Source organism: Streptosporangium sandarakinum (assembly GCF_050942225.1).
GTDB classification, from domain to species: domain Bacteria; phylum Actinomycetota; class Actinomycetes; order Streptosporangiales; family Streptosporangiaceae; genus Streptosporangium; species Streptosporangium nondiastaticum.
The window spans coordinates 6,842,747-6,868,041 of the sequence record NZ_CP192034.1; the positions used below are offsets into that span (position 1 = coordinate 6,842,747).

A 25,295-nucleotide genomic window follows, 5' to 3' on the forward strand; every position below is an offset into this window, starting at 1 on the left:
CCGCGCCGCCCACCCCGGGACGCTTTCTCAGCAGATCTTGTGGACCCAGTGGTAGGGGTCGGGGCGGGTGCCGTACTGGATGCCGACCAGTTCCTCGCGGATGCGGGTGGTGACCGGGCCCTGGGTGCCGTCGCCGATCGTCCAGGCGCGGTCGGCGCCCTTGACCGCGCCGACCGGGGTCACGACCGCGGCGGTGCCGCAGGCGAAGACCTCGGTGAGCTCGCCGGACTCCGCGCCGGCCTGCCACTCCTCGATGGACAGGCGCCCCTCCTCGGCGGTCAGGCCGAGGTCGGAGGCCATGGTGAGGATCGAGTCGCGGGTGATGCCGGGCAGGAGGGTGCCGGTGAGGGCGGGGGTGAGGAGGCGGTCACCGTAGACGAAGAACAGGTTCATCCCGCCCATCTCCTCGACGTAGCGGTGCTCGTTCGCGTCGAGCCAGACCACCTGGTCACAGCCCTGCGCGACGGCCTGGCGCTGGGCCACGAAGGCGGCGGCGTAGTTGCCGCCGCACTTGGCGAACCCGGTGCCGCCGGGGGCGGCGCGGGTGTACTCGGTGGACAGCCAGACCGAGACGGGCCGGCTTCCGCCGAAGTAGGAGGCCGCCGGGGAGGCGATCACCATGTAGGAGTAGGTCGAGGACGGGTGGTTCACCCCGAGCGCCGGCTGCGTGGCGATCATGAAGGGGCGCAGGTAGAGGCTGTGGCCGGGGGTGGTGGGCACCCAGTCGCGGTCGGTCTGGACGAGCAGTTCCAGCGACTCGACGAACGTCTCCTCCGGCAGCTCGGGCATGGCCATCCGGCCCGCCGAGAGGTTGAACCGGGCGGCGTTGGCCTGCGGCCGGAACGACACGATCGACCCGCCCTCCTGGCGGTACGCCTTCAATCCCTCGAAGAACTCCTGGGCGTAGTGGAAGACCGCGGTCGCCGGGTCGAGGGTCAGCGGGCCGTACGGCATGAGCCGCGCGTCGTGCCAGCCCCGGCCCTCGGTGTAGTCGATCCGGATCATGTGGTCGGTGAAGACCTGGCCGAATCCGGGGTTCGCCAGTACCTGCTCGCGCTCGGCCGCGGTGCGGGCGTGGTCGGATAGCTGCACGTCGAAGCTGAGCTTCTGAGCAGTGGTCATGGCGGGGATCCTTCTCTTCGAGTCGAACTGCACCTCAGTCCATTCTGCGATGGACCGGATACCGGGAAACTACTGCATGTAGGACAAAGTCGGCAGTGGGCGTGCCACTGCGGGCAAAAAGCAGCGCCCGGAGGCTCGCGGAGCCGCCGGGCGCGTGGGTGAATCGGGTAGGCGGCCTCTCAGCCGGCTACTCGGGCGGCGATGTCGTCGCCGATCTCGTGGGTGGTCCGGGCCGTCCAGCCGGTCTGCCGCTCCAGGAGGTCGTCGGCCACGGCCTGCTCGACCCGGGCGGCCTCCTCGGTCAGGCCGAGGTGGTCGAGGAGCATGGCGACCGACAGGATCGTGGCCGTCGGGTCGGCCTTGCCCTGGCCCGCGATGTCGGGCGCGCTGCCGTGGACCGGCTCGAACATGCTCGGCGCGGTGCGGTCGGGGTTGACGTTGCCGCTGGCCGCCAGGCCGATGCCGCCGGCGACGGCGGCGCCGATGTCGGTGAGGATGTCGCCGAAGAGGTTGTCGGTGACGATCACGTCGAACCGCTCCGGCTGCGTGACGAAGAACATCGAGGCCGCGTCGACGTGGCAGTAGTCGGTCTGGACCTCGGGGTACTCCTGGCCGACCCGGTCGAACGTGCGGGACCAGAGGTCTCCGGCGTAGGTGAGCACGTTGGTCTTGTGGACCAGCGTGAGCTTCCTGCGGGGGCGGTTGCGCGCCTTGTCGAAGGCGTAGCGGACGACGCGCTCGACGCCGAACGCGGTGTTCAGCGACTCCTGCGTGGCGATCTCCTGCGGGGTGTCCCGGCGCATCACGCCCCCGGCCCCGGCGTACGGGCCCTCGGTGCCCTCGCGGACGACGATCATGTCGATGTCCTCGGGCCGGGCTCCGCCGAGCGGGGTCTCCACGCCGGGGAAGAGCTTGACCGGGCGGAGGTTGACGTAGTGGTCGAGCCGGAAACGGAGCTTGAGCAGCAGGTCACGCTCCAGGACGCCCGGGGGCACGCTGGGGTCGCCGACCGCGCCGAGCAGGATCGCGTCGTATCCGCGCAGCTCGTCCAGGACCACGTCGGTGAGGACCTCGCCGGTCGCGTGGTAACGCTTGGCGCCGAGGTCGTAGGTGGTGGTCTCGGCCTTGGCGCCGACCGCTTGGAGGACCTTCAGCCCCTCGGCGACGACTTCCACTCCGATCCCGTCACCAGGGATGACTGCCAGGCGAATGTTGCGCGAATCCATGCACGCACCCTACCGGTTCGTCTCGGCTGCCGAACACCCATCTCACGGTACGGACGCAACGGCGTGTCATGCGACGCTTGATCAATTTGTCCGATTTTGCGTGGTATTGACCGATTCATGAACTTTCGTTATCGTCCTCCCGTTCGTATCGACGCCTAATCCCCGTGGGCCACCCCCATGTCCGGCCCCGGGGAGCCGGGGACCCACCTTCCGGAAAACACCCGGGGCGCCGGAGACACGGCTCCGCTTCCAGTGAGCGTGCTTCCTGCTGCCCGCATACGGGGGTCTTCCTTGGGGCGAATCAGCGCGTCATCGCGCCGTAGGGCGGCCTCCACGCCCGAGTCCGACAGCTAACCCGGCAGGCCTTATGGAAGGAATCGCCCTGTCCGGCAAGCTTTTCCCCCGTGCCCTGTCCATCGTCGCCGTCGGCGCCGCCGCACTCGCGGCCCCCGCCGCCGCCATGGCCGCCACACCGACCCCCTCCCCGGTGGTCGCCCCCTCCCCCACGCTCGCCACGGCGCTCCCGGCCGCCATTCCCACGCCGGCCCCCGCCCCCTCGGCCACCGCCGAGCCCGAGTCCACCGCCAAGCCCGGGTCCACGTCCGAGCCGGCGCAGGCCACCCCTGCCAAGGCTCCCGAGCCCGCCTGGAAGAAGGCCGTGAAGTGGGCGATGTCCAAGCGCGGCACCCCCTACGTCTGGGGCGGCACCGGCCACGGCGGCTTCGACTGCTCCGGCCTGATGCAGCGCGCCTACGGCGCCGCCGGCATCAAGCTCCCCCGGGTCACCTACGACCAGTACGCGGCCTTCGACAAGAAGATCTCCTGGAACAACCTCAAGCCCGGTGACCTCGTCTTCTTCAGCGGCCTCGGCCACGTCGGCATGATCAGCCGACCCGGCTACATGGTCCATGCCCCGCGCACCGGCGACGTCGTCCGCGAGGAGAAGCTCAGCTCCTGGCGGCGCAGCGTCTTCGCCGGGGCCGTCCGCCCCGACCGCGAGGGCGTCAAGCTCGCGATCGAGAACGGCACCATGTCGACCGGCAAGGACGCCGCGAAGGACACGAAGAAGGACGGCGCGAAGAGCGCCTGACGCGGCGGGAGACCGCCGGCCCCGATCCCCGGCCGGCGGCTCCTCCGCCTATCCGGATCAGCGGATGGGGACTCCGCCGTTGTCACGCCGGTCCAGCGCGGTCTGCAGCGCGTCGGCGGCCTCGTCCTTGTTCTCTTCCGGGCGGTTCCAGGGATACATGTCGTACATGACAAGCCTCGTCTCGTTCACGGGCGAGCGGGAAATGTGGCTGGGAACTCCGGTCACGAGTCCGACCGGGCCTGGTGCCACGGATCCGGGTCGCGGATCCGCGACGCGAAGGTGAAGCCGGCGAACGCCACCGCACCGCGGCGAGGTGCCGGCCTGCCCGTCAGGCCCCGCCGCGGCAGGTAAGGATTACGAGAACCTGGCGCATTTCCTGTCACAGTACCCGCCCACCGGAACGCCGTCTCGCCCGTTGTCCATATTTCTCACATGGCGAGACAAAGAACGGCCGCGAAGAGGGCCGGAAGGCGTCCCTTCGCGGGCCCCCGCCGTGCCGGGGACCCGCGGCGCGGCGGCCTAGTCGGCCAGGTCGACCGAGCGGCCGCTGTCGGCGCCGATCTCGCCGGCGATCTGGTCCACCACGTCGGCCGGGATCGTGGTGTCGACGGTCAGCGCGATGAGCGCCTTGCCGCCCTTGACGTCGCGGGACACCTGCATCGAGGCGATGTTGATGCCGTGGTCGCCGAGGATGCGGCCGACGATGCCGACGACGCCGGGACGGTCGCTGTAGGCGAAGAACGACAGGTGGTCGGTCGGCTCGATCTCCATCTGGTAGCCGTTGACCTCGACGATCTTCGTGATCTGCCGCGGGCCGGACAGCGTGCCGGAGACCGAGACCGTACGGCCGTCGGCGAGGACGCCGCGCACGGTCACCACGTTGCGCCAGTCGGGGCTCTCCTGGCTGGTGACCAGTTCGACGGTCACCCCGCGGTCCTTGGCCAGCAGCGGGGCGTTGACGTAGGTGACGGAGTCCTCCACCACGTCGGCGAAGACGCCCTTGAGCGCGGCCAGCTCCAGCACCCGCACGTCGTGCGCGGCGATCTCGCCGCGGACCTCGACGTCCAGGCGGGTGGCGACCTCACCGGCCAGCGCGGTGAAGACCCGGCCGAGCTTCTCGGCCAGCGGCAGGCCGGGCTTGACGTCCTCGGCGACGGCGCCGCCCTGGACGTTGACGGCGTCCGGCACGAACTCCCCGGCCAGGGCCAGCTTCACGCTGCGCGCGACCTGGGTGCCCGCCTTCTCCTGGGCCTCGTGGGTGGAGGCGCCCAGGTGCGGGGTGACGACGACCTGGTCCAGCTCGAACAGCGGGCTGTCGGTGACCGGCTCCTTGGGGAAGACGTCGATGCCGGCGCCGGCGACCCGGCCCTCCTTGATCGCGGCGTACAGGGCGCCCTCGTCGATGATGCCGCCGCGGGCGACGTTGATCAGGCGCACCGTCGGCTTGACGGCCCGCAGCTCCTTGTCGCCGATGAGCCCGATGGTCTCCTTGGACTTGGGCAGGTGCACGGTGATGAAGTCGGCCTCGGCGAGGGCCTCCTCCAGCGACACCAGGCGGACGCCCATCTGCGCGGCGCGGGCCGGCTGCAGGTAGGGGTCGTAGGCGATCAGCTCGACCCCGAACGGCTGCAGGCGCTGGGCGACGAGCTGGCCGATCTTGCCGAGGCCGAGGATGGCGACGACCTTCTCGTCGAGCTCCACGCCGGTGTACTTGGAGCGCTTCCACTCGCCGCCCTTGAGCGCGGAGTGCGCCTGGGCGACGTTGCGCGCGGAGGCGAGGATCAGCGCGACGGTGTGCTCGGCGGCGCTGGTGATGTTGGAGGTCGGGGCGTTGACGACCATGACACCGGCCTTGGTGGCGGCCTCGACGTCGACGTTGTCCAGTCCGACGCCGGCGCGGGCGACGACCCGGAGCTTCGGCGCGGCGGCGATCGCTTCGGCGTCCACCTGGGTGGCGCTGCGCACGATGAGGGCGTCGACCCCGGCGAGGGCGGGCAGGAACTGCGCGCGGTCGGCGCCGTCGACGTGGCGGACGTCGAAGTCCGCGCCCAGGACCGCGAGACCGGCCTCGGAGAGTTCCTCTGCGACCAGTACGACGGGCTTGTTCACAGGCGGGATCCTTAAGACGAGAGGCTGCTGCACGACCTCTCGAGTCTATCGGCGCTTGTGAACGTGTTCACGAGTGTCCCGGCATACGAGACAGGGTCTTGACGCTACCCATCCGAGACGATCTCATACCTACAAAATTCAACTTGGTATTGCTCACCACAAAAGTTCACGATTACCCTCATAAGCCGTGGTCCCCTACCTATCGTTCCTCATATGAGCATCGGGAACCCCGCTCTCGGCGACGTGCTCGCACAGCACGGCGGCCCGCACCGGCTACTGGCGGCGCTCGCCGAATGGGGACTCCTGGTCGCCGTGCGGCCGGACCGCTCCGTCGTGCTCGGCACGACGCAGACCGGTGAACGCGTGCTCCTCGGGTACACCTCGGCGAGCACCTACGCGCGGCACCGTGGCAGCCACTCCCTGTCGGCCTGCGACGCCGGCACCATCCTCGACATCCAACGCGTCACCGGTGTGCGGGAGATCGTGATCGACGCGGCGGGACCGGCGGCCGCCGCCGTCCCCATCGAGGACCTCAGGCGATACCTCGACTCCACCCGCAGCGGTCCCACGCCCGCGCTGACGTCCACCTCCCCGACGGCGTACGCCACCGGGGCGATGGCCACGGTGTCGCGTCCCGCGCCGGTCCGCCCCCAGCAGCGGGCCGCCGTCCCCGCCGCACCCGCGCAGCCGTGGATCCCCGCCCCCCGGCCCCACCTGTCGGGGCCGATGCAGATGGTGGACCCGGGCTACAGCCGCTGCCGCCACCCCATCCTGCCCGCGCTGCGGGTCGCGATCGCGCAGGTCCTCGCCGACTACCCGCTCGTCCACCACGTGTGGATCTCCGAGGCCAAGACCTCCTCCGGCGCGCCCGGGATCATGCTGCACGTCAAGGTCCACATGACGGCGGCCGAGGACGTGGTCCGGGACATCCACCGCGGGGTGCGCGCCCGGCTGCCGCAGCTCGCCGCGAGCGAGGCGCCCATCCTGATGGCGCGGGTCGCCGACGCGCGCACCGAGCGGCGGATGATCGAGCTCTGCGCCCACGTGGTCTGCGCCGACGTGACCGACTGAGGCCGCCTTCCGCGCGGGCGGGACGCCCCGCCCGCGCCGGAGGGGCCCCGGACCGTCACCGTCCACGCGCCGCCGTGCGTCGTTCCCCGCGCCTTCACGATGCCGGGGTTGGGCGGTACACCGGCCTTGTCGAGCGCCGCGGCCAGGCTGCTGGCCAGGACGGTCCCGTAGACGGCGCCGAACAGCGCCCGCCGGGACGGTCGGCGCCACGGACGCCGCGGGAACGCCGCCGCGCCGGAACGACCGGTGCCGGTGGACCCGGTACGGCCGGCGCCGGCCGTACCGGGTCCACCGGCACCGGCGGCGCCGAACCGGCTCGCCACCCGGCGGGCCGTCCGGCGGGTCGCCGGGAACGCTGTCGGGCATCGTCTCGCTCGCCGTCTCGCTCGCCGCCGGGATCGGGTGATCGGAACGTCATCACCACACCTACCAGCCCGGACGCCCGGCGCGGCGTACCCTCGCCGCACCGGGCGGCGAAGCACCGGCATCCCGTCGCATCGGACGGCGGGACACCGGCGGTCCGCCGCCCCCGGCGACCGGGAAGGCCAGGCGGTCAGGCGACCCGGCGGGACACGGTCAGGTGACCCGGCGGGTCAGGGTGACCCGGGTCCGGGTGAACGCCCCCGCGACCAGCGCCGCCAGCAGCGGCAGGCCGACCACCAGCGCGGCGAGGAAGAGCCAGGGGAGCTCGACCGGCGGCAGCCGGTCGAGGAACGACGACGGGTCGGGCGCCCAGGCGCGGTAGCCGTACGGCATCGACGACCCGGCCACCACGATCCCGGCGGGGATCCCCGCGAGGGCGCCGGCCAGCGCGCCGAGCCCGGCGATGAACCCCGCCTGGCCGGCGACGACCAGCCGCCGGGTGCCGGGCCTCGCGCCGACGGCGGCCATGGTGGCGAGGTCGGGACGCAGGTCGGCCGCGGCGAGGCCGGTGGCGGCGAGCGTGCCGCCCAGCGCCAGGACCGCCGCCGCCAGGAACAGCAGCGGCTTGACGAAGCCGTACGAGTCGAGGTCACGCACGAAGGTCACGCCGACCGGACCGGCCATGATCGTCAGTTCCCGCCCCAGCCTGACCTCCTGCTCCTCGGTGAGCCGGACGGAGGAGGGGGCGGCGTACAGCACGCGCGCCTCGGGCTTCAGGCCGAGGGCGGGCAGGGCCGAGACGGGGAGCACCGCGACGGCGCGCCGGGGGTCGGCGGCCCGCGCCACGACCGCGGGAACGGTGAGATCCCTCGGAGCCTCGGATGAGTCGTGGCCGGCGAAGTGCACGGTGGACAACCGCAGCCGTCCGTCGCGCACCAGGCGCGGGTCGAACACCACGGCCCTGCCCGCGGCGAACGCCGCCGCCGCGACCGGGTCCCGCCGTCCCTGGACGAACTCCAGCAACCGCCCGTCCCCCACCGGCAGGCTCACGCCGAAGGGGTTGCCGAGGTACATGCCGTCCGCAGCGTCGAGGTGTCCGACCGAGAGCTCCACGGCGGCTCCCCGGGTGTCGCGGAGCGCGACGGCCTCGATCAGCGGCGCGCCGGGCAGGGCGCGCTCGACGATCGTCCTGGCCCTGGCCCATCGGGCGTCGTCGAGGCGCGAGCCGTCGATCTCCACGGTCCCGGCCGGAAGCGTCGGGTGGAAGGCGTCGCGCCGTTCGGCGAGGTTGCTGTCGAACGCGACGGCCGCCATCGTGAAGGCGGCGGCCGCCGTCAGGACCGCCGCGACGGCGGAAGCGGTGCGGCCCCGGTTGCGGGCCGCGTCGCGGGCGGCCAGCCGCAGCGGCAGCGGCAGCGCCCTGGCGGCCGCCGCCGCGAGCCGGACCATGGAAGGCGTCAGCGCGACCAGCCCCAGCAGGGCCAGGATCTCCGCGGCGAGGACCCAGACCCGGTCGGACCCGATGGCGCGCACGGCGGCCACGGCTCCCGCGACGACCAGGACCGCACCGATGATCGGACGGCCCGCGCGGTCACGCGCCGGACTCCTGCGCCCGGCGAGCACCGCCGCGACGTCCTGCCGGGCCGCCCGTACGGCGGGCAGCACCGCCGCCGCCACCCCGCTGGCCGCCCCCAGCGCGGCGACGGCCAGCACCGGCACCCAGGGGACGTCCAGCGGACCCACTCCGCCGATCAGCCGGCCCGCCTCCAGCACGGCCGACAGCGCCCCGAGGCCGACGCCCAGCACCAGCCCGAGCAGCGCCGCACCGCCGCCCAGCACCACCCCGTCGGCCAGCAGCACCATCCTCACCTGCCCCGGTGAGCCGCCCTGCGCCGCGACCAGCGCCAGCTCCCGCCGACGCCGCCGCACCCCCACCGCGAACGCCGGACCGGCCAGCAGCACCACCTCCAGCACACCCATCACCACGATCAGGCCGACGGCCACGATGTCCCGGGTGTCGCGATAGTCGCTCGTGTCCTTGACGGTGGCGGGGGCCTCGACGTTCAGGTTCGCCGCCTGGAGCCCGCGGATGTCCCGGAGGGTGACCGGTTTCGGGGTGTCGGCCAGCCAGCCGGTGCCGCGCCCGTCGGCCCTGTCGAACAGCAGGGTGCCCGGAAGGCCGATGATCTCCGCGCTCTTCGTCTGGTGCGGGTGCTCGACGACCCCGACCACCCGCATCGGGGTCAGCTTGAAGGTCACGGCCGGTGTCGTGCCGAACCGCATCCCCCGCTCCTCCGCGCCGGGGGTCACCACGATCTCGCCGGGCGCGGCCGGGAGGCGGCCCCGCAGCAGGCGGTACATCCCCTTCGTCAGGGGGTCTCGCAGGTCCAGCTCGCGCGCGGACGCGTTGTCGTAGCCGCGCTCACCCCGGAAGTCGGCGCTTCCCTCGTTCGCCGGGATGATCCGGGCCCCGGGCCCGAGCAGCCTCATGACCTCGGCCGGCGAGGTGGGCGTCGATGCGCGGCCGTCGGTATCGGGCCGCCCGAGTGTCACGATCCGCAGGTCGGCGCTGCCGATCCGCGCGGTGAGCCCCTCCCTCCGGGTGATATCCGCCGTCGCGGCGAAGATCAGGGCGAAGACGATGACCAGGACGGGCAGGCCGACCATCACCATGATCAGCGCGCTGCGGCCCCGGGCCCGCAGCGCGTCCCGCCGGGAGATCCGCAGCGCCGCCAGGAAGGCGGCCGGCCGGGAACGCGCGGCTCCCGTCGTCCCGGTGCGCGTCATGACGGGTGCCGGGGCGCTCATCGGGCGCTCTCCAGCGGCGCGGTGGCGGTGTCGGCGACCCGGCCGTCGCGCAGGAAGACCACCCGGTCGGCCCAGGCCGCGTAGCGGGGCTCGTGGGTGACGAGCAGGACCGCCGCCCCGGCGTCGCAGCGGGCGCGCAGGAGCTGGAGGATCTCGTCGCCGGTCGGGGTGTCGAGGGCGCCGGTCGGCTCGTCGGCCAGGATCAGCCGCCGCTCCCCGGCCAGGGCGCGGGCGATCGCCACCCGCTGGCGCTGGCCGCCGGAGATCTCGTCGGGGAAGCGGTCGGCGACCTCGGCGAGGCCGACCTCGGCGAGCACCTCCAGCGCCTGGCGGCGGGCGTCCCGGAAGCGGACCCCGTCCAGCTCGCGCGGCAGCGTCACGTTCTCCAGGGCGGTGAGCGAGGGGATCAGGTTGAGGTCCTGGAAGACGTAGCCGACGTGCCGGCGACGCAGCGCGGCGAGCTCCCCGGCCGGGAGGCGCGTCAGCGAGACGCCCTCCACGACCACGTCACCCGAGGTGGGCCGGTCGAGGCCGCCCGCGACGTTGAGCAGGGTGGACTTGCCGGACCCGGACGGGCCCATCACCGCCACCAGCTCCCCGGCCTCGACCGCGAGGCTCACCTCCGAGAGGGCCGTCACGGCTCCCGGGCCGTCTCCGTGCAGGCGGCCGACGTCCGTGAGCCGGACGACCGGATCGAAACTCATGCTTGTCTCTCCTGCGTCTGGGGGGAGGCCGCGAGCACGGCCTCGCAGTGGTCGAGCCAGCGCTGCTCGGCCTCGGCCTGGAAGATCATGGAGTCGAGCACCAGCCGCTGGGCCGGGTCCTCCGCGCTCGCCCGCCTGGCGCGGGTGAGCCGCTGGAGGGTGCCCATGGTCGCGGTGCGCTGGGCCTGGATGATCGGGCGCACGTCCGCCCCGGCGGTGACCGCCATCGCGAGCTTGATGACCAGCTCGTCCCGGGGCCGGTCGGCCTGGGCGACGGGGGTGCCGAACCATCGCGCCATCTCGGCCCGACCGGCCTCGGTGATCGTGTAGACGACCCGGCCCTGGTCGTCCTGCTCGCCGGGGGCCACCAGGCCGTCGCGTTCCAGGCGGGAGAGCGTCGTGTAGACCTGGCCGATGTTGAGTGGCCAGGTCGCCCCCGTCGACGCCTCGAACTCCGCCCGCAACTGGTAGCCGTAGCGGGGCCCCTGGCTGAGCAGGGCCAGCAGCCCCTGTCGGATCGCCATGGATACTGAGTATGCATACTCGGTATGGTCACGGCAAGAGATCCGCATATTCTGGACAGGTTCCGGCATCGGGGCGGATACTCGGGGGATGAGCTCGCCGCCTCCCCCGTCCCGCGCGTCCGATGGGGACCGCGACCGCGCCATCAACGAGCTCCGTGACCGCGCCGTCGAGGGCCACCTCTCGCACGAGACGTTCCTCGGCCGGGTCGACATGGCACTGCGCGCCCGCAGCCAGGGCGAGCTGGAGAACCTGGTCGCCGACCTGCCGCCGCGCGGCCGGCTGCGGCGGATGGTGACCGACGTCGTCGCCTCGGCGTCCGACTTCACCCGCCGGGTCGAGTCGGCCTGGCGACGCCCCCGGCTGCCCCGCCTCGCGCTGCCCGGCGACGACCGCGTCCGCTACGTGGTGGGCCGGGGCTCGGCCTGTGATCTGGTGCTGGCCGACCTGACCGTCTCACGGGTGCACGCCGAGCTGCGCCGCGCCGAGGACGGCTGGATCGTCGTCGATCTCGGCTCGCTCAACGGCACCCGGCTGAACGACTGGCGGCTGGTCGGGCCGGCCCCGGTACGGCCGGGCGACGTGCTGTCCTTCGGTGACTGCGGCTTCCTCGTGATCACGCCTCAACTGGCCTGAACCGGGTCACACCTCGGCCCGCCCGAACCGGGTCACGCCCCGGCCGGCTCCGGTTCGTCACCCGCGCGCGCCGTGACCCCGGGCTCCTCCCCCGCCCCGTCCCCGGCCTCGGAAGCCTCGGAGACTCCGGCGGCACCGGCGGCGTCGGCGACACCGGCGGCGTCCACCGCCCGCATCGTCTCGGCGGTGATGGGATAGCGCAGCGTGAGCAGCACGCTGACCCCGGCCGCGAGCGCGGGGATCAGCGCTCCGCCGTACAGGGCGGCGGCGATCGCCGAGTCCGGCTGGGCCACCGCCTCCGAGGCGGAGGACTCCACGAATCCCGTCGCGCCGAGCAGCCAGCCCAGCACCAGCGCGCCGAGCGCGAAGACCACGGTCTCGCAGGCCGTCCACAGACCGGTGAACACCCCGGCGCGGCGCCTGCCGGTGACCGCCGCGTCGTGGACGACCACGTCCGAGAGCATGGAGAACTGCAGGAGCTGGAACCCGGCGTAGCCGACGCCGACGACGAGCACGCAGGCGTGCGCGTAGCCCGTGCCGAACCGGTCGGAGAGCGCCATCGCGGCCGTGCCGGCGGTGAACAGCACCGCCGACAGCACCATCGCGCCGCGCTTGTCGTAACGCCGTGACAGCCACATCCACAGCGGCATGGTGACCAGCAGCGGTCCGACCACGCACAGGAAGAGCGTGGTGGTCGCCCCGGGCGCGTCGAGGACGTAGGTGGCGAAGTACGGCGCGCCCGCCAGCAGGGTGCCCGCGGCGAACATCTGCGCGCAGCTCAGGGCGAGCAGGACCAGGAACGGCCGGCTGGAGCGGGCCGCGGCGAACTGCGCCCGCAGCGACGGCTCGGCCTCGGCCCGGCCGGCCAGCGGGGCGCGGGCCGTACCGGTGACGGAGGCGAGCATGGACACCAGCAGCACCGCGCCGATGACCAGGCCCATGAGCCGGTAGCCGGTCACCTCGGTCCCGGCGAGGGCCGGCGCTCCGGCCCCGGACAGCAGGATCGCCAGGCCCAGGAAGACCATCTTCCACTGCAGCAGCGACGACCGTTCGTGGTAGTCGTCGGTCATCTCGGTGGCCATCGCCTTGTAGGGCACCTCGTAGAAGGCGTAGGCGGTGGCGGTGAGGAAGTAGCAGACGGTGACGTACAGCGCGGCGGGCAGGCCGGTAAGGGGCGGCCCGGCGAACGTCAGCGCGAAGGTCACCGGCAGGGTGACCGCGCCCAGCAGCATCCAGGGGCGGCGCGGGCCGAGCCGGGAGACCGTGCGGTCGGAGCGCTGGCCCACCCAGGGGTTGATGACCATGTCCCAGAGCTTGGGCAGGAAGGCCACCGCGCCGGCGATCCAGGCGGGCACGGCCAGCACGTTGGTCATGTAGAACAGCAGCAGCAGGCCCGGGACCGTGGAGAACGTCGCGGTGCAGACCGATCCGACCCCGTAGCCGACGCGCACCCCGCGCGACACGGTGACGGCGGCTCCGGCTGGGCGGGGGGTGGGAGCCGGTGTGACCATTGCCACATTCAACCCTACTCACCGGTCACTTGATAGGGGCGAAAGATACGAATATTTCCGTATTGTCGGCCAGGCCGCCGGTGCCGATGATCTCCGCAGACGCCTAGCACCTGGAGACACCGTGCGGCCCTCGCGACGTACCACCCTCTCTCTTTCCGCCATCCTGCTCACCGGCCTCACCTGGGCCACGACCGGCTCGGCCGCCCCGGCCGGCGCCCTCGGACCGGCCCCCGGCGTGGCGGACCTGGTCAAGGACATCGACCAGATCCTCGGCGACGCCCGGCTCACTCCGGCGCGGGCGGGGGTGGTGGTCCGCAGTGCCGCCTCCGGCGAGGAGCTCTACGCCCTGGACTCCGGCAAGATCCTCACCCCCGCCTCCAACACCAAGCTGCTGACCTCCGCCGCCGCCGTGGAGAACCTCGGCCTGGACTTCCGCTTCACCACGAGCGTGCTGTCCACCGGCCGCCGGGCGGGCTCGGCCCTGACCGGGGACCTCTACCTCAGGGGGACCGGCGACCCGACCATGCTCGCCGCCGACTACGACGCGCTGGCCGCCGAGGTCGCCGCCTCGGGCATCAAGGTGGTCACCGGCAGGCTCGTCGCCGACGACACCTGGTTCGACGACGTACGGCTCGGCACCGACTGGGCCTGGGACGACGAGCCCTACTACTACGCGGCGCAGATCTCGGCGCTGACCGCCTCCCCCAACACCGACTACGACGCCGGCACCGTCATCGTCTCGGTGGCCCCCGGGGACGCCGCGGGCAAGCGGCCCAAGGTCACCACCACGCCCGAGACGGACCACCTGAAGATCGAGAACCGCGCGGTGACCGGCGCCGAGACGGACGTCACCATCGAGCGCCGGCACGGCACGAACACCGTGGTGATCACCGGTACCGTCGCGGACGAGCAGCAGGAGTGGGTCACCGTCGACGACCCCACGGCCTACGCCACCTCGCTGTTCCGCGCGTCGCTGGCCCGGCACGGGGTGCGGGTGCTGGGCGGCGCGGCCCGCGCGGCGGTCCCGGAGGGCGCCGCCACCGTGGCCTCGCACGAGTCGATGCCGCTCCGCGAGCTGCTGGTGCCGTTCATGAAGCTCAGCAACAACATGCACGCCGAGATCCTCACCAAGGCGATCGGGCGCAAGGTCTCGGGCGCCGGGACGTGGAGCGCCGGGCTCGCCGCGATCACCTCCTTCGCCAAGGCGAACGGCATGACGACGCTGAACCTGCGGGACGGCTCCGGCCTGTCGCGGATGGACGGCCTGACCCCCGGCGGCCTGACGCGCTACCTCGCCGCACTGCGCGCCAAGCCGTGGTTCGACGCCTGGTACGGCGCGCTGCCGATCGCGGGTCAGGCCGACCGCATGGTCGGCGGGACGCTGCGCAGCCGGATGCGCGGCACGCCCGCCGCCGGGAACGTCCACGCCAAGACCGGCTCGCTGACCGGCGTCACCTCACTGTCGGGCTACGTGACCAGCGCCGACAACGAGCCGCTGGTCTTCTCCGTCATGCTCAACCAGTACCTGTCCGCCGCTCCCCGGGACATCGAGGACAAGATCGCCGTCCGTCTCGCGCAGTTCCGCCGTGACGCGCCGGTGGACACGGTCGTGCAGCTCAAGCAGGAGGCGCAGACCGAGAACGCCTCGGAGCTGGAATGCTCCTGGCTGAAGCCCGCCCAGTGCTGACCCCCGGGTCCTGCCCGGAATCGATCCTCGATCCCATCCGGAACCGGCCCCCGATCTCACCCGGTGTGAACTGAGGGACCACCCGGCGTGACCGATCGGCCCGCCCGGCGCCGATCGACCGGGCAAGATTTTTCCGTCAGCCGGGCCTCTGCCGCCGCCGTGTCCGCACGGCGGCGGCAGACCAGTTCAGGGGGCGATTTCCGGACAGGCGGGAACGGTCCCAGACGCACCAGCGATCACTTTGGTTTACCGACAACTCAAGATTTTGTCTGAAATTTCGTGACAGAGGCGTTGTGTCGCCGCCAGAATACGGATTCGATCCGGCCTCAACCCTCTGGAGGACTCGATATGCGCAGACCGCTGGGGGCACTCGTGTGCCTTGGAACTCTGGCGGCCCTGAGCGCTCCCGTCGCCGCGAACGCGGCGGCCTCGCCGTCCGCGTGCGACGTCCACGCGGACCGGCCCCTCGTCACCGCCACCGGGAAGATCCACGCGTCCGCCACGCGGCTCGGCTGCCGCGACACCGCCCTGGTGCGGATCCAGATCAAGCGGGCCGTCGCCGGTGCCGACCCGGTCGTCAAGAGCGGCGCCTACAAGGGCCGCAACGGGCGGGTCCTCATGACCCTGCGGTGCGCGCCCGGTGTCTACTACACCGTCATCCGCGACAGCCGCGGCCACACCGCCACTTCCAAGGCGGCCAGGCTCTCGTGCGACCTCTCCTCCACGCCGACCGCCACCCCCTCGCCCACGGGTACGGCCGCCCCCACGACGTCCCCCACCACGCCGGCCACGCCGCTGCCGACCCTGACCCCCACCGCCACCGCGAAGCCCACTCCCACCGCGACCGCGAAACCCAGCCCGACCTCCACCGCGAAGCCCAGCCCCACCTCCACCGCGGGCACGGTCGGCACGGCCGACGAGAACGAGGTGCTGCGCCTGGTCAACGTGGAGCGCGCGAAGGGCGGCTGCCAGCCGCTCAAGCACGACCCGCAGCTCCGCGCCGCCGCCTACGGCCACTCCGCCGACATGGCCGCCAAGGGCTACTTCAGCCACACCTCCCAGGACGGCCGCAGCTTCATGGACCGCATCCGCGCTGCGGGCTTCACCGGCGGAACCGGCTGGGCGGAGAACATCGCCATGGGCCAGTCGACCCCGGCCGCCGTGGTCACCTCCTGGATGAACAGCTCGGGTCACCGGGCCAACATCATGAACTGCAAGTACACCCTCATCGGCGTCGGCGCGGCCAAGAACTCCAAGGGCCAGATCTACTGGACCCAGGACTTCGCCGCCCGCTGAGACACCGCGGCACGCCGAAGGCGCCGCGAGGCGCCGACCGGCACTGAAAGGCCCTTAGAACCGAAAGACACCGAAAGACGCGTCCGGCCCGCTCCTGCTCACGGCGGGGGCCGGCCCGGACGACCCCGGTGACCACCGGGGCTGCCCCCGCCGGGCCGCCCCGGCGGCCCGATCCCCGCGGCCCAGACCGCGGGGATCCCTTCCCCCCTCTCCTCCCACCTGGGCCGGGCCGGTTTCCGTACCTCCCCGCGGACGGCCCGGAAAGCGGAGGAGACGGCGACGCCCCCGCGGAATCGTCCGCGGGGGCGTCGCCGTACCGGGCGCCCCTCCCGGACAGCGGGTCCGGGAGGGGTGTGCCGCTACTTCAGCCAGCTCATCATCGGGCGGAGCTTGGCGCCGGTGGCCTCGATCGGGTGCTGGGCCAGCTCCTCGCGGTAGGCGGTGAACTTCTTCTGGCCGCTGTCGAACTCGTCGACCAGCTCGCGGGCGAACTCGCCGGACCGGATCTCCGCGAGGATGCGCCCCATCTCCTTCTTGGTCTCCTCCGTCACGATGCGCGGGCCGCGGGAGTAGCCGCCGTACTCGGCGGTGTCGGAGACCGACCAGTACATCTTGTGGATGCCGCCCTCGTACATCAGGTCGACGATCAGCTTCATCTCGTGCAGGCACTCGAAGTAGGCGACCTCGGGCTGGTAGCCCGCCTCGATGAGGGTCTCGAACCCGGCCTTGATCAGCTCGGAGACGCCGCCGCAGAGGACCGCCTGCTCGCCGAAGAGGTCGGTCTCGGTCTCCTCGGTGAAGGTCGTCTTCAGCGCGCCGGCGCGGGTGCCGCCGATGGCCTTGGCGTAGGACAGCGCGAGGTCCCAGGCGTTGCCGCTGGCGTCCTTCTCCACCGCGACGAGACACGGCACGCCGCGGCCCGCGCTGTACTGGCGGCGGACGAGGTGGCCGGGGCCCTTGGGAGCGACCATCGCGACGTCCACGCCCTCGGGCGCCTCGATGAGGCCGTAGCGGATGTTGAAGCCGTGGCCGAAGAAGAGCGCGTCGCCCTCGACGAGGTTCGGGGCCACGTGCTCGGCGTACAGGTGGCGCTGGATGTGGTCCGGCGCCAGGATCATGATCAGATCGGCTTCCTCGACGGCCTCGGCGGGCGTGAGCACGCGCAGGCCGTCGGCCTCGGCCCGCTCCCGGCTCTTGGACCCCTCCGGCAGGCCGACGCGGACGTCGACGCCGGAGTCGCGCAGGGACAGCGCGTGCGCGTGGCCCTGGCTGCCGTACCCCAGGACGGCCACGTGCCGGCCCTGGATGATCGACAGGTCGGCCTGGTCGTCGTAGAAGATCTCAGTCACTTGCTTAACCTTTCGGGTTTCTCGTACGGCTTACGCGGTCCGGTCCAGGGCCCGCAGAGAGCGGTCGGTGATGGAGCGGGCACCGCGGCCGATGGCCACCATGCCCGACTGGACGAGCTCCTTGACGCCGAACGGCTCAAGGAGCCTGACGAACGCCTGCAGCTTGTCCGGGGTGCCGGTGACCTCGATGGTCACCGCGTCCGGGGCGACGTCCACGCAACGCGCCCGGAAGAGGTTGACCAGTTCCAGCACGCTGGAGCGGGTCTCGGCGTCGGCCCGCACCTTGATCAGCGTGAGTTCGCGCTGCACGGCCTGCGCCGGGTCGAGCTCCACGATCTTCAGCACGTTGACCAGCTTGTTGAGCTGCTTGGTCACCTGTTCCAGCGGCAGTTCCTCGACGTTGACCACGATGGTCATCCGGGAGATGTCCTCGTGCTCGGTCGGGCCGACCGCCAGCGAGTCGATGTTGAACCCGCGGCGGCTGAACAGCGCGGCGACACGCGCCAGAACGCCGGGCTTGTTCTCCACCAGCACCGAGAGCGTGTGCCTGCTCATGCCTTCCTCCTCGCCGGGCGTCTCGCCGAGCCGCCGTGTCCGTCCGTCAGTCCGCCGCTCACACCTGGTCCTCGCCGTCCCAGACGGGCGCCATGTCGCGGGCGAACCTGATGTCGTCGTTGCTGGTCCCGGCGGCGACCATGGGCCAGACCATGGCGTCCTGGTGGACCACGAAGTCGATCACGACCGGGACGTCGTTGATCTCCATCGCCTTCCCGATGACCTCGTCCACGTCCTCGGGACGCTCACACCGCAGGCCGACGCAGCCGTAGGCCTCGGCGAGCTTCACGAAGTCGGGGATCCGGCGGACCGTCTGCAGGTTGGTGTTGGAGTAGCGCTCGTTGTAGAAGAGCGTCTGCCACTGCCGGACCATGCCGAGGTTGCCGTTGTTGATGACCGCCACCTTGATCGGCACGCCCTCGATCGTGCAGGTCGCCAGCTCCTGGTTGGTCATCTGGAAGCAGCCGTCGCCGTCGATCGCCCAGACGACCGCGTCCGGGCGGCCCATCTTGGCGCCCATCGCCGCCGGGACCGAGAAGCCCATCGTGCCGGCGCCGCCGGAGTTGATGAAGGTGCCGGGGTTCTCGTAGCCGATGAACTGCGCCGCCCACATCTGGTGCTGGCCGACGCCCGCGGTGTAGATCGCATCCGGGCCGACGAGCGCGCCCAGCCGCTCCATGACGTACTGCGGGGCCAGGGAGCCGTCCTCGAACGTCTCGTAACCCAGCGGGTACGTCTCCCGGTAGGCGTCGAGCTGGGTCCACCACTCGGCGTAGTCGCCCGTGCGCTCCTCCTTGCGCACCGCGGCGATCAGCTCGGCGATGACCTCCTTGCAGTCGCCCACGATCGGGACGTCCGCGTGCCGGTTCTTGGAGATCTCCGCCGGGTCGATGTCGGCGTGGACGACCCTGGCATGCGGCGCGAAGGTGGACAGCTCGCCGGTGACGCGGTCGTCGAAGCGGACGCCCAGGCCGATGATCAGGTCGGAGCGCTGCAGCGCCCCGACGGCCGGCACCGAGCCGTGCATGCCCGGCATGCCCAGGTGCTGGCGGTGGCTGTCAGGGAAGGTGCCGCGCGCCATCAGCGTGGTGACCACCGGGATGCCGGTCATCTCGGCGAACTCCCGCAGCTCCGGCGCCGCGCCGGCCTTGTGGACGCCGCCGCCGACGTACAGCACCGGCCGCCTGGCCTCCACGATCAGCTTCGCCGCCTCGCGGATCTGCTTGGAGTGCGGCCGCGTCACCGGGCGGTAGCCGGGGAGCTGCATCACCGGCGGCCACTGGAACTCCGTCGTCGCCACGAGGGCGTCCTTGGAGATGTCCACCAGGACCGGCCCGGGGCGGCCGGTCGAGGCGATGTGGAACGCCTCGGCGATCGTCCGGGCGATGTCGGCCGGGTCGGTGACCAGGAAGTTGTGCTTCGTGATCGGCATGGTGATGCCGGAGATGTCGGCTTCCTGGAACGCGTCGGTGCCGATGGAGCCGCTGGCCACCTGGCCGGTGATCGCGACGATCGGGACCGAGTCCATGTAGGCGTCGGCGATCGGGGTGACCAGGTTGGTCGCGCCCGGACCGCTGGTGGCCATGCAGACCCCCACCTTGCCGGTGGCCTGCGCGTACCCCTGGGCGGCGTGCCCGGCGCCCTGCTCATGCCGTACGAGCACGTGACGGACCTTGGCGGAGTCGTATAGGGGATCGTAGGCGGGAAGGATCGCGCCGCCCGGGATCCCGAACACGGTGTCGACCCCGACGTGCTCCAGCGCCCTCACCAGCGCCTGGGCTCCTGTCATCTGCTCGGTCATCGGCTCGTTCCTCATGTGGCTGAGCGGGATGTATGGCATAAAAAAGGCCCCATCCCACCTTGCCAGGCGGGTCTGGGGCGGCGCGCAGGTCGAAGTGCTTCGCTTATCGGCCCGCGCGCCGGCGAAGTACTACGAGAATCCCACGGTGATGCATGGCTCCCACCATGGCCGACATTGCGGCCCCGCGTCAAATTGGTGGGACGGGTGTCTCACACTCCGAGATGAAATTCCGGGCAGGAGAGTCCCATGGGACGGCCGTGCCGTACGGGACGCCTCCCCGTACGGCGCGGTCGTCAGACGGCGCTGTGCAGGCCCGCGGGCATGAGGTCGTCGATCCCCCGGGCGTCCATCGGCCGCGCCACCAGGAAACCCTGCCCCCGGGTGCAGCCCATCTCGCGCAGCAGGTCGAGTTGCTCGGGCCGCTCGATGCCCTCCGCCACCACGATCAGCCCCAGGTCGTGGCCGAGCCGTACGATCGTGCGGGTCAGCAGGGTCAGCGTCTCGTCGGCGCCCAGCCCGGACACGAACGACGGATCGACCTTGATCATGTCCACCGGGAGCTGCCGCAGCAGCGCCAGCGAGGCGTAGCCCGTCCCGAAGTCGTCGATGGCCAGCCGCACCCCCAGTTCGCGCAGCTCCGACAGCCGGGTGAGGGTCTCCTCGGCGTCCTCGACCAGCATCTCCTCGATGACCTCCAGCGTCAGCGCGCTGGGCGGCAGGCCGCTCTCGGCGAGCGCCGACTCGACGGTCTCGACGAACCTCGGGGCCATGATCTGCCGGGCCGACAGGTTGAACGAGAGCCCGATGTCCCAGGAGGACGCCCGCCACGCCGCCACCTCCCGGCAGGCCCGGCGCAGGATCCACTCGCCCAGCGGGACGATCAGCCCGGTGTCCTCGGCCGGGCCGAGGAACCGCTCCGGCGGCACGAACGCGCCGTCCCGCCACCAGCGCACCAGCGCCTCCACCGCGGTGACGCGCGAGGTCGCCAGATCCATCATCGGCTGGTACTCGATCGCGAACTGGTCCTCCAGCAGCGCCCGCTGCAGGTCGGCCGCCAGCTCCAGGCGACGCACCACGTCGGCGTGCATGTGCGCGGCGAACACCTCCACCCGCGGCCCGCCGATGTCCTTGGCCCGCGCCATCGCCACGTCCGCGTTGCGGATCAGGTCGGCCGAGGACACCTCCTCGTCGGCGAAGGCCACCCCGACGCTCGCGGTCATCGCGATGTCGCGGTCGGCCACCCGGAACGGCTCGGCGGAGACCGCCCGGACCAGCCGCTCGGCGAGGTCCACCGCCGTCTGGGCGTCGCCCGCCACCTCCAGCAGCACCGCGAACTCGTCACCGCCCCAGCGCGCCAGGGTGTCGTCGGCCCGTACGGCCGCGCGCAGTCTGCGGGCCGCCTGCCCCAGGAGGTAGTCGCCGCTGGCGTGGCCCACCGAGTCGTTGACCGCGGTGAACCCGTCCAGGTCCAGGAACACCACGGCGACGCTGTTCACCCCGGGACGGGCCAGCACCTCCCGGGTGCGCTCCTCGAAGTAGGCACGGTTGGGCAGGCCGGTGACCCCGTCGTGGAACGTCAGGTGCGCCACCTGGTTGCGCAGCGCCTCCTGGCCGCTGACGTCGCGGGTCGTGACCAGCAGGAGGTTCTCACCCCGGGAGTGCCGGGTGGCCACCGACTCGGTGGGCCGCCAGGTGCCGTCGGCCGCCCGCACCCGGCATTCGATCATGCAGGTGCCGCCGCCCTCGGCGTGCTCGTCCTCGAGGCTCATCGCGCGCAGCGCCATCTGGATGCCCGGGACGTCCTCGGGGTGGATGTAGTCGAAGATCGAACCGCCGACCATGTCCTCGGGGCGGTAGCCGTAGGTGACCTCCACCCCCTCCCCGATCTCCCGCACCACGCCCGCGTGGTCGCACAGCAGGACCACGTCACCGGTGCTCTCCGCGAGGTCCTGCAACTGCCGCTCGCCGAGGTCCATCAGGCGCCGCATCCGGCCGGCGTCGGCCAGCATCACGAACAGCCGCACCACCAGGACCGCGACGACCGACGTCGCCACCAGCGCCGGTACGGCGGGCGGCCCCGCCACGCCCCCGCCCAGCAGCCGCAGGACCAGGGCCACGGTCGCCACGAGCACCAGGATCAGCGGCACCGCCGCGATCAGCGAGGAGGCGGCCTGCCCACCCGCGCCCGCGCCCGTGTCCGCACCCGAGTCCGCGTCCGCGTCGTCACCCGGGTCCGAGGCGTCGGGCGCGCGCGCCGTACGGCGGCACCAGGGGACGGCGGCGAACAGCAGGAAGGCCACCGGCGCGAGCCAGAGCCCGAACGGCGACGGATCGTCGCCCGTCATCCGGGTCAGCGCGCCCGCCGTCTCCGTGGCGGTGAGCGCGGCCAGCAGCCCCAGCGCCGCCAGGCCGACCGGCCCCGCCGATCTGCGGGCGGGCAGAACCGCGGGCCCCACCGCGCAGGTGAAGGCCAGGCAGAGCACCGGCGAGGCCAGGGTCACCGCGAAGACGGCCGGCCCCCCGGAGTCGTGGTAGGCCGGTCCGAGCAGGGTGACCCAGCCGACCAGGAATATCGAGGCGGCGCTCACGTAGGCGTCGGAGGCGTCACGCAGCGACGCCCGCCCGTACGCCGGCCGGACCGCGCACAGCCCCGTGCCGATGGCGAGCATCGCCGTACCGGCCAGGACCATCAGGTCGGCGAAGCTCACCGCGAACGGCGTGCCGTCCGCGATCGGCCGCACGCCCGCCCCGGCCAGCCAGGTGGCCGCGCCCCCCGCCAGCCAGCGCCAGGCCCGCGCCTCGCGCCGGTCGGCGATCCGGAGCACCGCCATGATCAGCGACACGACGGCGACCGCCGCCGCGGCGACACCCGCCACCGTCCCGGCGACCGCGGCCGAGGCGCCGTCGGCGAGCGCGGCGGCCAGTCCCGCCGCGCCGAACCCGGCGACCGCGGCCGGCGGCACCCGGGGGTCACGCCAGCGGATCAATGTCGTCTGCCCATCGGTGTCGTCTCGTCCTGCCTCCGCGGCGTTCCCTTGGCCGCCGCCCCAGCGTCGCCGCTGTCACCACGTCATCCTTCGTCCTCCGCCCGAACCGGGCGGCACACGACCAGTCTGTGCTTTCCGGTCGGCGCGGATGGTGACAACGCCGTAGTCGTCACCGATCTGATAACCATGTAACGATCGAGATCGCGCCATCCACGGTAGGCGGCGGAGGTCACGAGGCAGCCACGGCCGGATTCCTTTCCCGGTCAGTACGAGCCGGTGATCACGTTCTTCAGCGGCTCCCCCGCCAGATACCGCAGCAGCTGCGAGCGGAGCAGCCGCAGCGTGCGCCGCCCGGAGGCCGGGGTGCTGCCCGCGACGTGCGGGGTGACGAACGCCCCGGGAGCCGTCCACAGCGGGTGCCCCGGGGGCAGCGGCTCGGGGTCGGTGACGTCGAGCGCTGCCCGGATCCGGCCCCGGCGCAGCTCGGCGACGAGCGCGCCGGTGTCCACCACCCCGCCCCTGGCCGCGTTCACCAGCACGGCGCCGTCCTTCATCGCCGCCAGGAACGCCGCGTCCACCAGGCCCGCCGTCTCGGGCGTGGACGGCACCAGCAGCACCACCACGTCGGCCCGGGGCAGCAGCTCCGGCAGCTCGTCCTGGCCGTGCACGCCGTCCCGCGCGGTCCTCGCCACCCGGACCACGTCCACCTCGAACCCGTCGAGCCTGCGCTCCAGCGCCTCGCCGATCGATCCGTAGCCGACGATCAGCACCGTGGAGTCGGCGAGCACGCCCGTGTGACGGTAGGCCCACTCCCCCCGCCGCTGGGCGGCGGCGAACTCCGGGAAGTCCCGCAGCACCGCGATCATCGCGCCCACCGCCCACTCGGCCGTCCCGGCGTCGTGCACCCCCCGCGCGTTGCACAGCACCACGCCCTCGGGCAGGTGCGGCCGGTACCCCTCCACCCCGGCCGTGACGGTCTGCAGCAGGCGCAGCCCCGACATCCGGCCCAGCAGCCCGCCGACGTCCGGCACCGGCAGCAGCGGGGGGATCCAGACCTCCACCTCCTCCGCCCCGGCCGGGTGGGGACCGGTGCCGTCGTAGACGACGCACTCCACCTCGGGCAGATCACACAGGACATCGGCGGCGGCTCGGGAGGGGACCCAGATTTTCATGTCCCGCATTATCCAAGGGATCACCCCGGAACCTCTTCGGGTATGCAGCGGTATTGACGGAGGAGGTAAACATGATCCGCTTCGCACGCTCGGCCCTCGTCGTGGCCGTCACCTCGGGGGCCGCCCTGGCGGTCGGCTGCTCGGCGGCCCCGGCCGAACACTCCTCCGGCCCGTCCGCCCCGGGCTCGCAGAGCGCCTCGGGATCCCCGGCGCCGCCCGCCACCGGCGCCCCGGAGTCGCCCGCCACCGCTGCCCCGGTGGGTGAGCCGCGCACTCTCGCCGAGAACCTCGCCGTTCCCTGGGGCATCGCGTTCCTGCCCGGCGGCGACGCCCTGGTGACCGAGCGCGACACCGCCCGGCTGCTGCGCGTCACCCCCGCGGGCAGGGTCACCGAGGTCGGCCGGATCGACGGCGTCAGTCCCTCCGGCGAGGGCGGCCTGCTGGGCGTCGCGGTCTCCCCGACCTTCGCCGACGACCACCGGATCTTCGTCTACTTCTCCTCCGCCCGCGACAACCGGATCGTGCGTTACCGCTACGACCGCGAGCTGGCCGACCCCACGGTGATCCTCGACGGCATCCCCCGGGGCGCCATCCACAACGGCGGCCGCCTGGCCTTCGGCCCGGACGGGTACCTGTACGCCAGCACCGGCGAGACCGGGAACCAGTCGCTGGCGCAGGCCCTCGGCTCCCTGGGCGGCAAGATCCTGCGCATGACCGAGGACGGCAGGCCCGCGCCCGGCAACCCGTTCCAGAACGTGATCTGGAGCTACGGCCACCGCAACGTCGAGGGCCTGACGTGGGACCGGTCCGGGCGGATGTACGCCAGCGAGTTCGGGTCCAGCTCGTTCGACGAGATCAACCTCATCAGGAAGGGCGCCAACTACGGCTGGCCCGAGGTCGAGGGCACCGGCGGCGGCCCCCGGTTCACGGACCCGATCGTCACCTGGCCCACCTCCGAGGCGTCCCCCTCCGGCCTGGCCTACGCCGGCGGGTCCCTCTGGGTGGGAGCCCTGCGCGGCCAGCGGCTCTGGCGGGTCCCCCTGAAGCCGGACGGCACCGTCGGCAGGCCCGTCCCGCTCTTCGAGAACCGGTACGGCAGGCTCCGGGCGGTCGCCACGGCACGGAACGGGTCGCTGTGGTTCGGCACCAGCAACAGGGACGGCCGCGGCTCTCCCCGCCGAGGCGACGACCGCCTCCTGACCCTGAAACCGTAGGGCTTTTCCTGGGCGGGCCCCTTTTCTCAGGCCGGGGATTTCCCCCTTGGGGGTTTTCTCCTGGTCTGGGTG

At 72.4% G+C, this 25,295-nt stretch carries 18 protein-coding genes and 1 riboswitch; of the genes, 6 read left to right on the forward strand and 12 right to left on the reverse strand.

What is annotated here, in order from left to right; translation table 11 throughout:
* Nucleotides 1–27 precede the first annotated feature (27 nt).
* Together ACQP10_RS31455 and ACQP10_RS31460 are read right to left on the reverse strand one after the other, a co-directional pair.
* Nucleotides 28–1,122 carry a branched-chain amino acid aminotransferase gene (locus tag ACQP10_RS31455; RefSeq protein WP_355645999.1) on the reverse strand — a complete coding sequence of 365 codons (1,095 nt, stop codon included), beginning with the start codon at nt 1,120–1,122 and terminating at the stop codon, nt 28–30.
* 179 nt (nt 1,123–1,301) lie between these two features.
* The gene (locus tag ACQP10_RS31460) at nt 1,302–2,348 is read right to left on the reverse strand and encodes a 3-isopropylmalate dehydrogenase (RefSeq protein ID WP_346019228.1); all 1,047 of its coding nucleotides are present in this window, start codon (nt 2,346–2,348) and stop codon (nt 1,302–1,304) included.
* 142 nt (nt 2,349–2,490) lie between these two features.
* A riboswitch (cyclic di-AMP (ydaO/yuaA leader) is annotated at nt 2,491–2,728 on the forward strand.
* Between ACQP10_RS31460 and ACQP10_RS31465 the strand changes: the two genes are divergently transcribed.
* Nucleotides 2,716–3,438, forward strand: a complete 723-nt coding sequence (locus tag ACQP10_RS31465; RefSeq protein ID WP_433540224.1) for a C40 family peptidase — start codon at nt 2,716–2,718, stop codon at nt 3,436–3,438. (Overlaps the previous riboswitch by 13 nt.)
* A 519-nt stretch (nt 3,439–3,957) precedes the next feature.
* Here the strand turns inward: ACQP10_RS31465 and serA are convergent.
* Nucleotides 3,958–5,547, reverse strand: a complete 1,590-nt coding sequence (gene serA / locus ACQP10_RS31470; RefSeq protein ID WP_346019226.1) for a phosphoglycerate dehydrogenase — start codon at nt 5,545–5,547, stop codon at nt 3,958–3,960.
* A 213-nt stretch (nt 5,548–5,760) separates the two neighbouring features.
* Here serA and ACQP10_RS31475 point away from each other — a divergent pair, with 213 nt between their 5' ends.
* Nucleotides 5,761–6,618, forward strand: coding sequence for a hypothetical protein (locus ACQP10_RS31475; protein ID WP_346019225.1), 858 nt, complete (start codon nt 5,761–5,763; stop codon nt 6,616–6,618).
* A 576-nt stretch (nt 6,619–7,194) separates the two neighbouring features.
* Here the strand turns inward: ACQP10_RS31475 and ACQP10_RS31480 are convergent.
* From ACQP10_RS31480 to ACQP10_RS31490, 3 genes are read right to left on the reverse strand one after another with little or no spacing between them, the layout of a single operon-like run.
* Nucleotides 7,195–9,789: an FtsX-like permease family protein gene (locus ACQP10_RS31480; protein WP_433540225.1), complete on the reverse strand. Its 2,595-nt coding sequence runs from the start codon at nt 9,787–9,789 to the stop codon at nt 7,195–7,197.
* Nucleotides 9,786–10,493 (reverse strand): ABC transporter ATP-binding protein, encoded by a 708-nt coding sequence (locus ACQP10_RS31485; RefSeq protein WP_346019223.1) that lies wholly within the window; start codon nt 10,491–10,493, stop codon nt 9,786–9,788. The genes ACQP10_RS31480 and ACQP10_RS31485 overlap by 4 nt, the downstream gene beginning before the upstream one ends.
* Complete coding sequence (locus tag ACQP10_RS31490) at nt 10,490–11,017, reverse strand: PadR family transcriptional regulator (protein WP_346019222.1); 528 nt, start codon at nt 11,015–11,017, stop codon at nt 10,490–10,492. Before ACQP10_RS31490 ends, ACQP10_RS31485 begins: the two co-directional genes overlap by 4 nt.
* An 88-nt stretch (nt 11,018–11,105) precedes the next feature.
* Here ACQP10_RS31490 and ACQP10_RS31495 point away from each other — a divergent pair, with 88 nt between their 5' ends.
* Nucleotides 11,106–11,651: a DUF1707 and FHA domain-containing protein gene (locus ACQP10_RS31495; RefSeq protein ID WP_346019221.1), complete on the forward strand. Its 546-nt coding sequence runs from the start codon at nt 11,106–11,108 to the stop codon at nt 11,649–11,651.
* 32 nt (nt 11,652–11,683) lie between these two features.
* Here the strand turns inward: ACQP10_RS31495 and ACQP10_RS31500 are convergent, their stop codons facing one another.
* Nucleotides 11,684–13,162: an MFS transporter gene (locus ACQP10_RS31500; protein WP_433540226.1), complete on the reverse strand. Its 1,479-nt coding sequence runs from the start codon at nt 13,160–13,162 to the stop codon at nt 11,684–11,686.
* Between the two features lie 121 nt (nt 13,163–13,283).
* Here ACQP10_RS31500 and dacB point away from each other — a divergent pair, with 121 nt between their 5' ends.
* Nucleotides 13,284–14,849 (forward strand): D-alanyl-D-alanine carboxypeptidase/D-alanyl-D-alanine endopeptidase, encoded by a 1,566-nt coding sequence (gene dacB, locus ACQP10_RS31505; protein WP_390001362.1) that lies wholly within the window; start codon nt 13,284–13,286, stop codon nt 14,847–14,849.
* A 348-nt stretch (nt 14,850–15,197) separates the two neighbouring features.
* Nucleotides 15,198–16,145 carry a CAP domain-containing protein gene (locus ACQP10_RS31510; protein ID WP_433540227.1) on the forward strand — a complete coding sequence of 316 codons (948 nt, stop codon included), beginning with the start codon at nt 15,198–15,200 and terminating at the stop codon, nt 16,143–16,145.
* 359 nt (nt 16,146–16,504) lie between these two features.
* Here the strand turns inward: ACQP10_RS31510 and ilvC are convergent, their stop codons facing one another.
* The 5 genes from ilvC to ACQP10_RS31535 form a co-directional block, all read right to left on the reverse strand.
* Nucleotides 16,505–17,485 carry a ketol-acid reductoisomerase gene (gene ilvC, locus ACQP10_RS31515; RefSeq protein ID WP_179826349.1) on the reverse strand — a complete coding sequence of 327 codons (981 nt, stop codon included), beginning with the start codon at nt 17,483–17,485 and terminating at the stop codon, nt 16,505–16,507.
* A 39-nt stretch (nt 17,486–17,524) separates the two neighbouring features.
* Nucleotides 17,525–18,049 (reverse strand): acetolactate synthase small subunit, encoded by a 525-nt coding sequence (gene ilvN, locus ACQP10_RS31520; RefSeq protein WP_179824903.1) that lies wholly within the window; start codon nt 18,047–18,049, stop codon nt 17,525–17,527.
* Nucleotides 18,050–18,107: 58 nt separating this feature from the next.
* Nucleotides 18,108–19,865 (reverse strand): acetolactate synthase large subunit, encoded by a 1,758-nt coding sequence (locus tag ACQP10_RS31525; RefSeq protein WP_346019217.1) that lies wholly within the window; start codon nt 19,863–19,865, stop codon nt 18,108–18,110.
* A 278-nt stretch (nt 19,866–20,143) separates the two neighbouring features.
* Nucleotides 20,144–22,834, reverse strand: a complete 2,691-nt coding sequence (locus ACQP10_RS31530) for a putative bifunctional diguanylate cyclase/phosphodiesterase (protein WP_433541957.1) — start codon at nt 22,832–22,834, stop codon at nt 20,144–20,146.
* 266 nt (nt 22,835–23,100) lie between these two features.
* On the reverse strand, nt 23,101–24,009 hold the full coding sequence (locus ACQP10_RS31535) for a 2-hydroxyacid dehydrogenase (protein WP_179824907.1): 909 nt from the start codon (nt 24,007–24,009) through the stop codon (nt 23,101–23,103).
* A gap of 71 nt (nt 24,010–24,080) precedes the next feature.
* Between ACQP10_RS31535 and ACQP10_RS31540 the strand changes: the two genes are divergently transcribed.
* Nucleotides 24,081–25,223 (forward strand): PQQ-dependent sugar dehydrogenase, encoded by a 1,143-nt coding sequence (locus tag ACQP10_RS31540; protein WP_433540228.1) that lies wholly within the window; start codon nt 24,081–24,083, stop codon nt 25,221–25,223.
* The last annotated feature ends 72 nt before the right edge of the window (nt 25,224–25,295 follow it).

Bases quoted from the DNA above. Each gene is read 5' to 3' on its own strand.
- ACQP10_RS31455 (WP_355645999.1), bottom strand. From the start codon at position 1,122: ATGACCACTGCTCAGAAGCTCAGCTTCGACGTGCAGCTATCCGACCAC.
- ACQP10_RS31460 (WP_346019228.1), bottom strand. From the start codon at position 2,348: ATGGATTCGCGCAACATTCGCCTGGCAGTCATCCCTGGTGACGGGATC.
- ACQP10_RS31465 (WP_433540224.1), top strand. From the start codon at position 2,716: ATGGAAGGAATCGCCCTGTCCGGCAAGCTTTTCCCCCGTGCCCTGTCC.
- ACQP10_RS31475 (WP_346019225.1), top strand. From the start codon at position 5,761: ATGAGCATCGGGAACCCCGCTCTCGGCGACGTGCTCGCACAGCACGGC.
- ACQP10_RS31480 (WP_433540225.1), bottom strand. From the start codon at position 9,789: ATGAGCGCCCCGGCACCCGTCATGACGCGCACCGGGACGACGGGAGCC.
- ACQP10_RS31485 (WP_346019223.1), bottom strand. From the start codon at position 10,493: ATGAGTTTCGATCCGGTCGTCCGGCTCACGGACGTCGGCCGCCTGCAC.
- ACQP10_RS31490 (WP_346019222.1), bottom strand. From the start codon at position 11,017: ATGGCGATCCGACAGGGGCTGCTGGCCCTGCTCAGCCAGGGGCCCCGC.
- ACQP10_RS31495 (WP_346019221.1), top strand. From the start codon at position 11,106: ATGAGCTCGCCGCCTCCCCCGTCCCGCGCGTCCGATGGGGACCGCGAC.
- ACQP10_RS31500 (WP_433540226.1), bottom strand. From the start codon at position 13,162: ATGGTCACACCGGCTCCCACCCCCCGCCCAGCCGGAGCCGCCGTCACC.
- ACQP10_RS31510 (WP_433540227.1), top strand. From the start codon at position 15,198: ATGCGCAGACCGCTGGGGGCACTCGTGTGCCTTGGAACTCTGGCGGCC.
- ilvN (WP_179824903.1), bottom strand. From the start codon at position 18,049: ATGAGCAGGCACACGCTCTCGGTGCTGGTGGAGAACAAGCCCGGCGTT.
- ACQP10_RS31525 (WP_346019217.1), bottom strand. From the start codon at position 19,865: ATGAGGAACGAGCCGATGACCGAGCAGATGACAGGAGCCCAGGCGCTG.
- ACQP10_RS31535 (WP_179824907.1), bottom strand. From the start codon at position 24,009: ATGAAAATCTGGGTCCCCTCCCGAGCCGCCGCCGATGTCCTGTGTGAT.
- ACQP10_RS31540 (WP_433540228.1), top strand. From the start codon at position 24,081: ATGATCCGCTTCGCACGCTCGGCCCTCGTCGTGGCCGTCACCTCGGGG.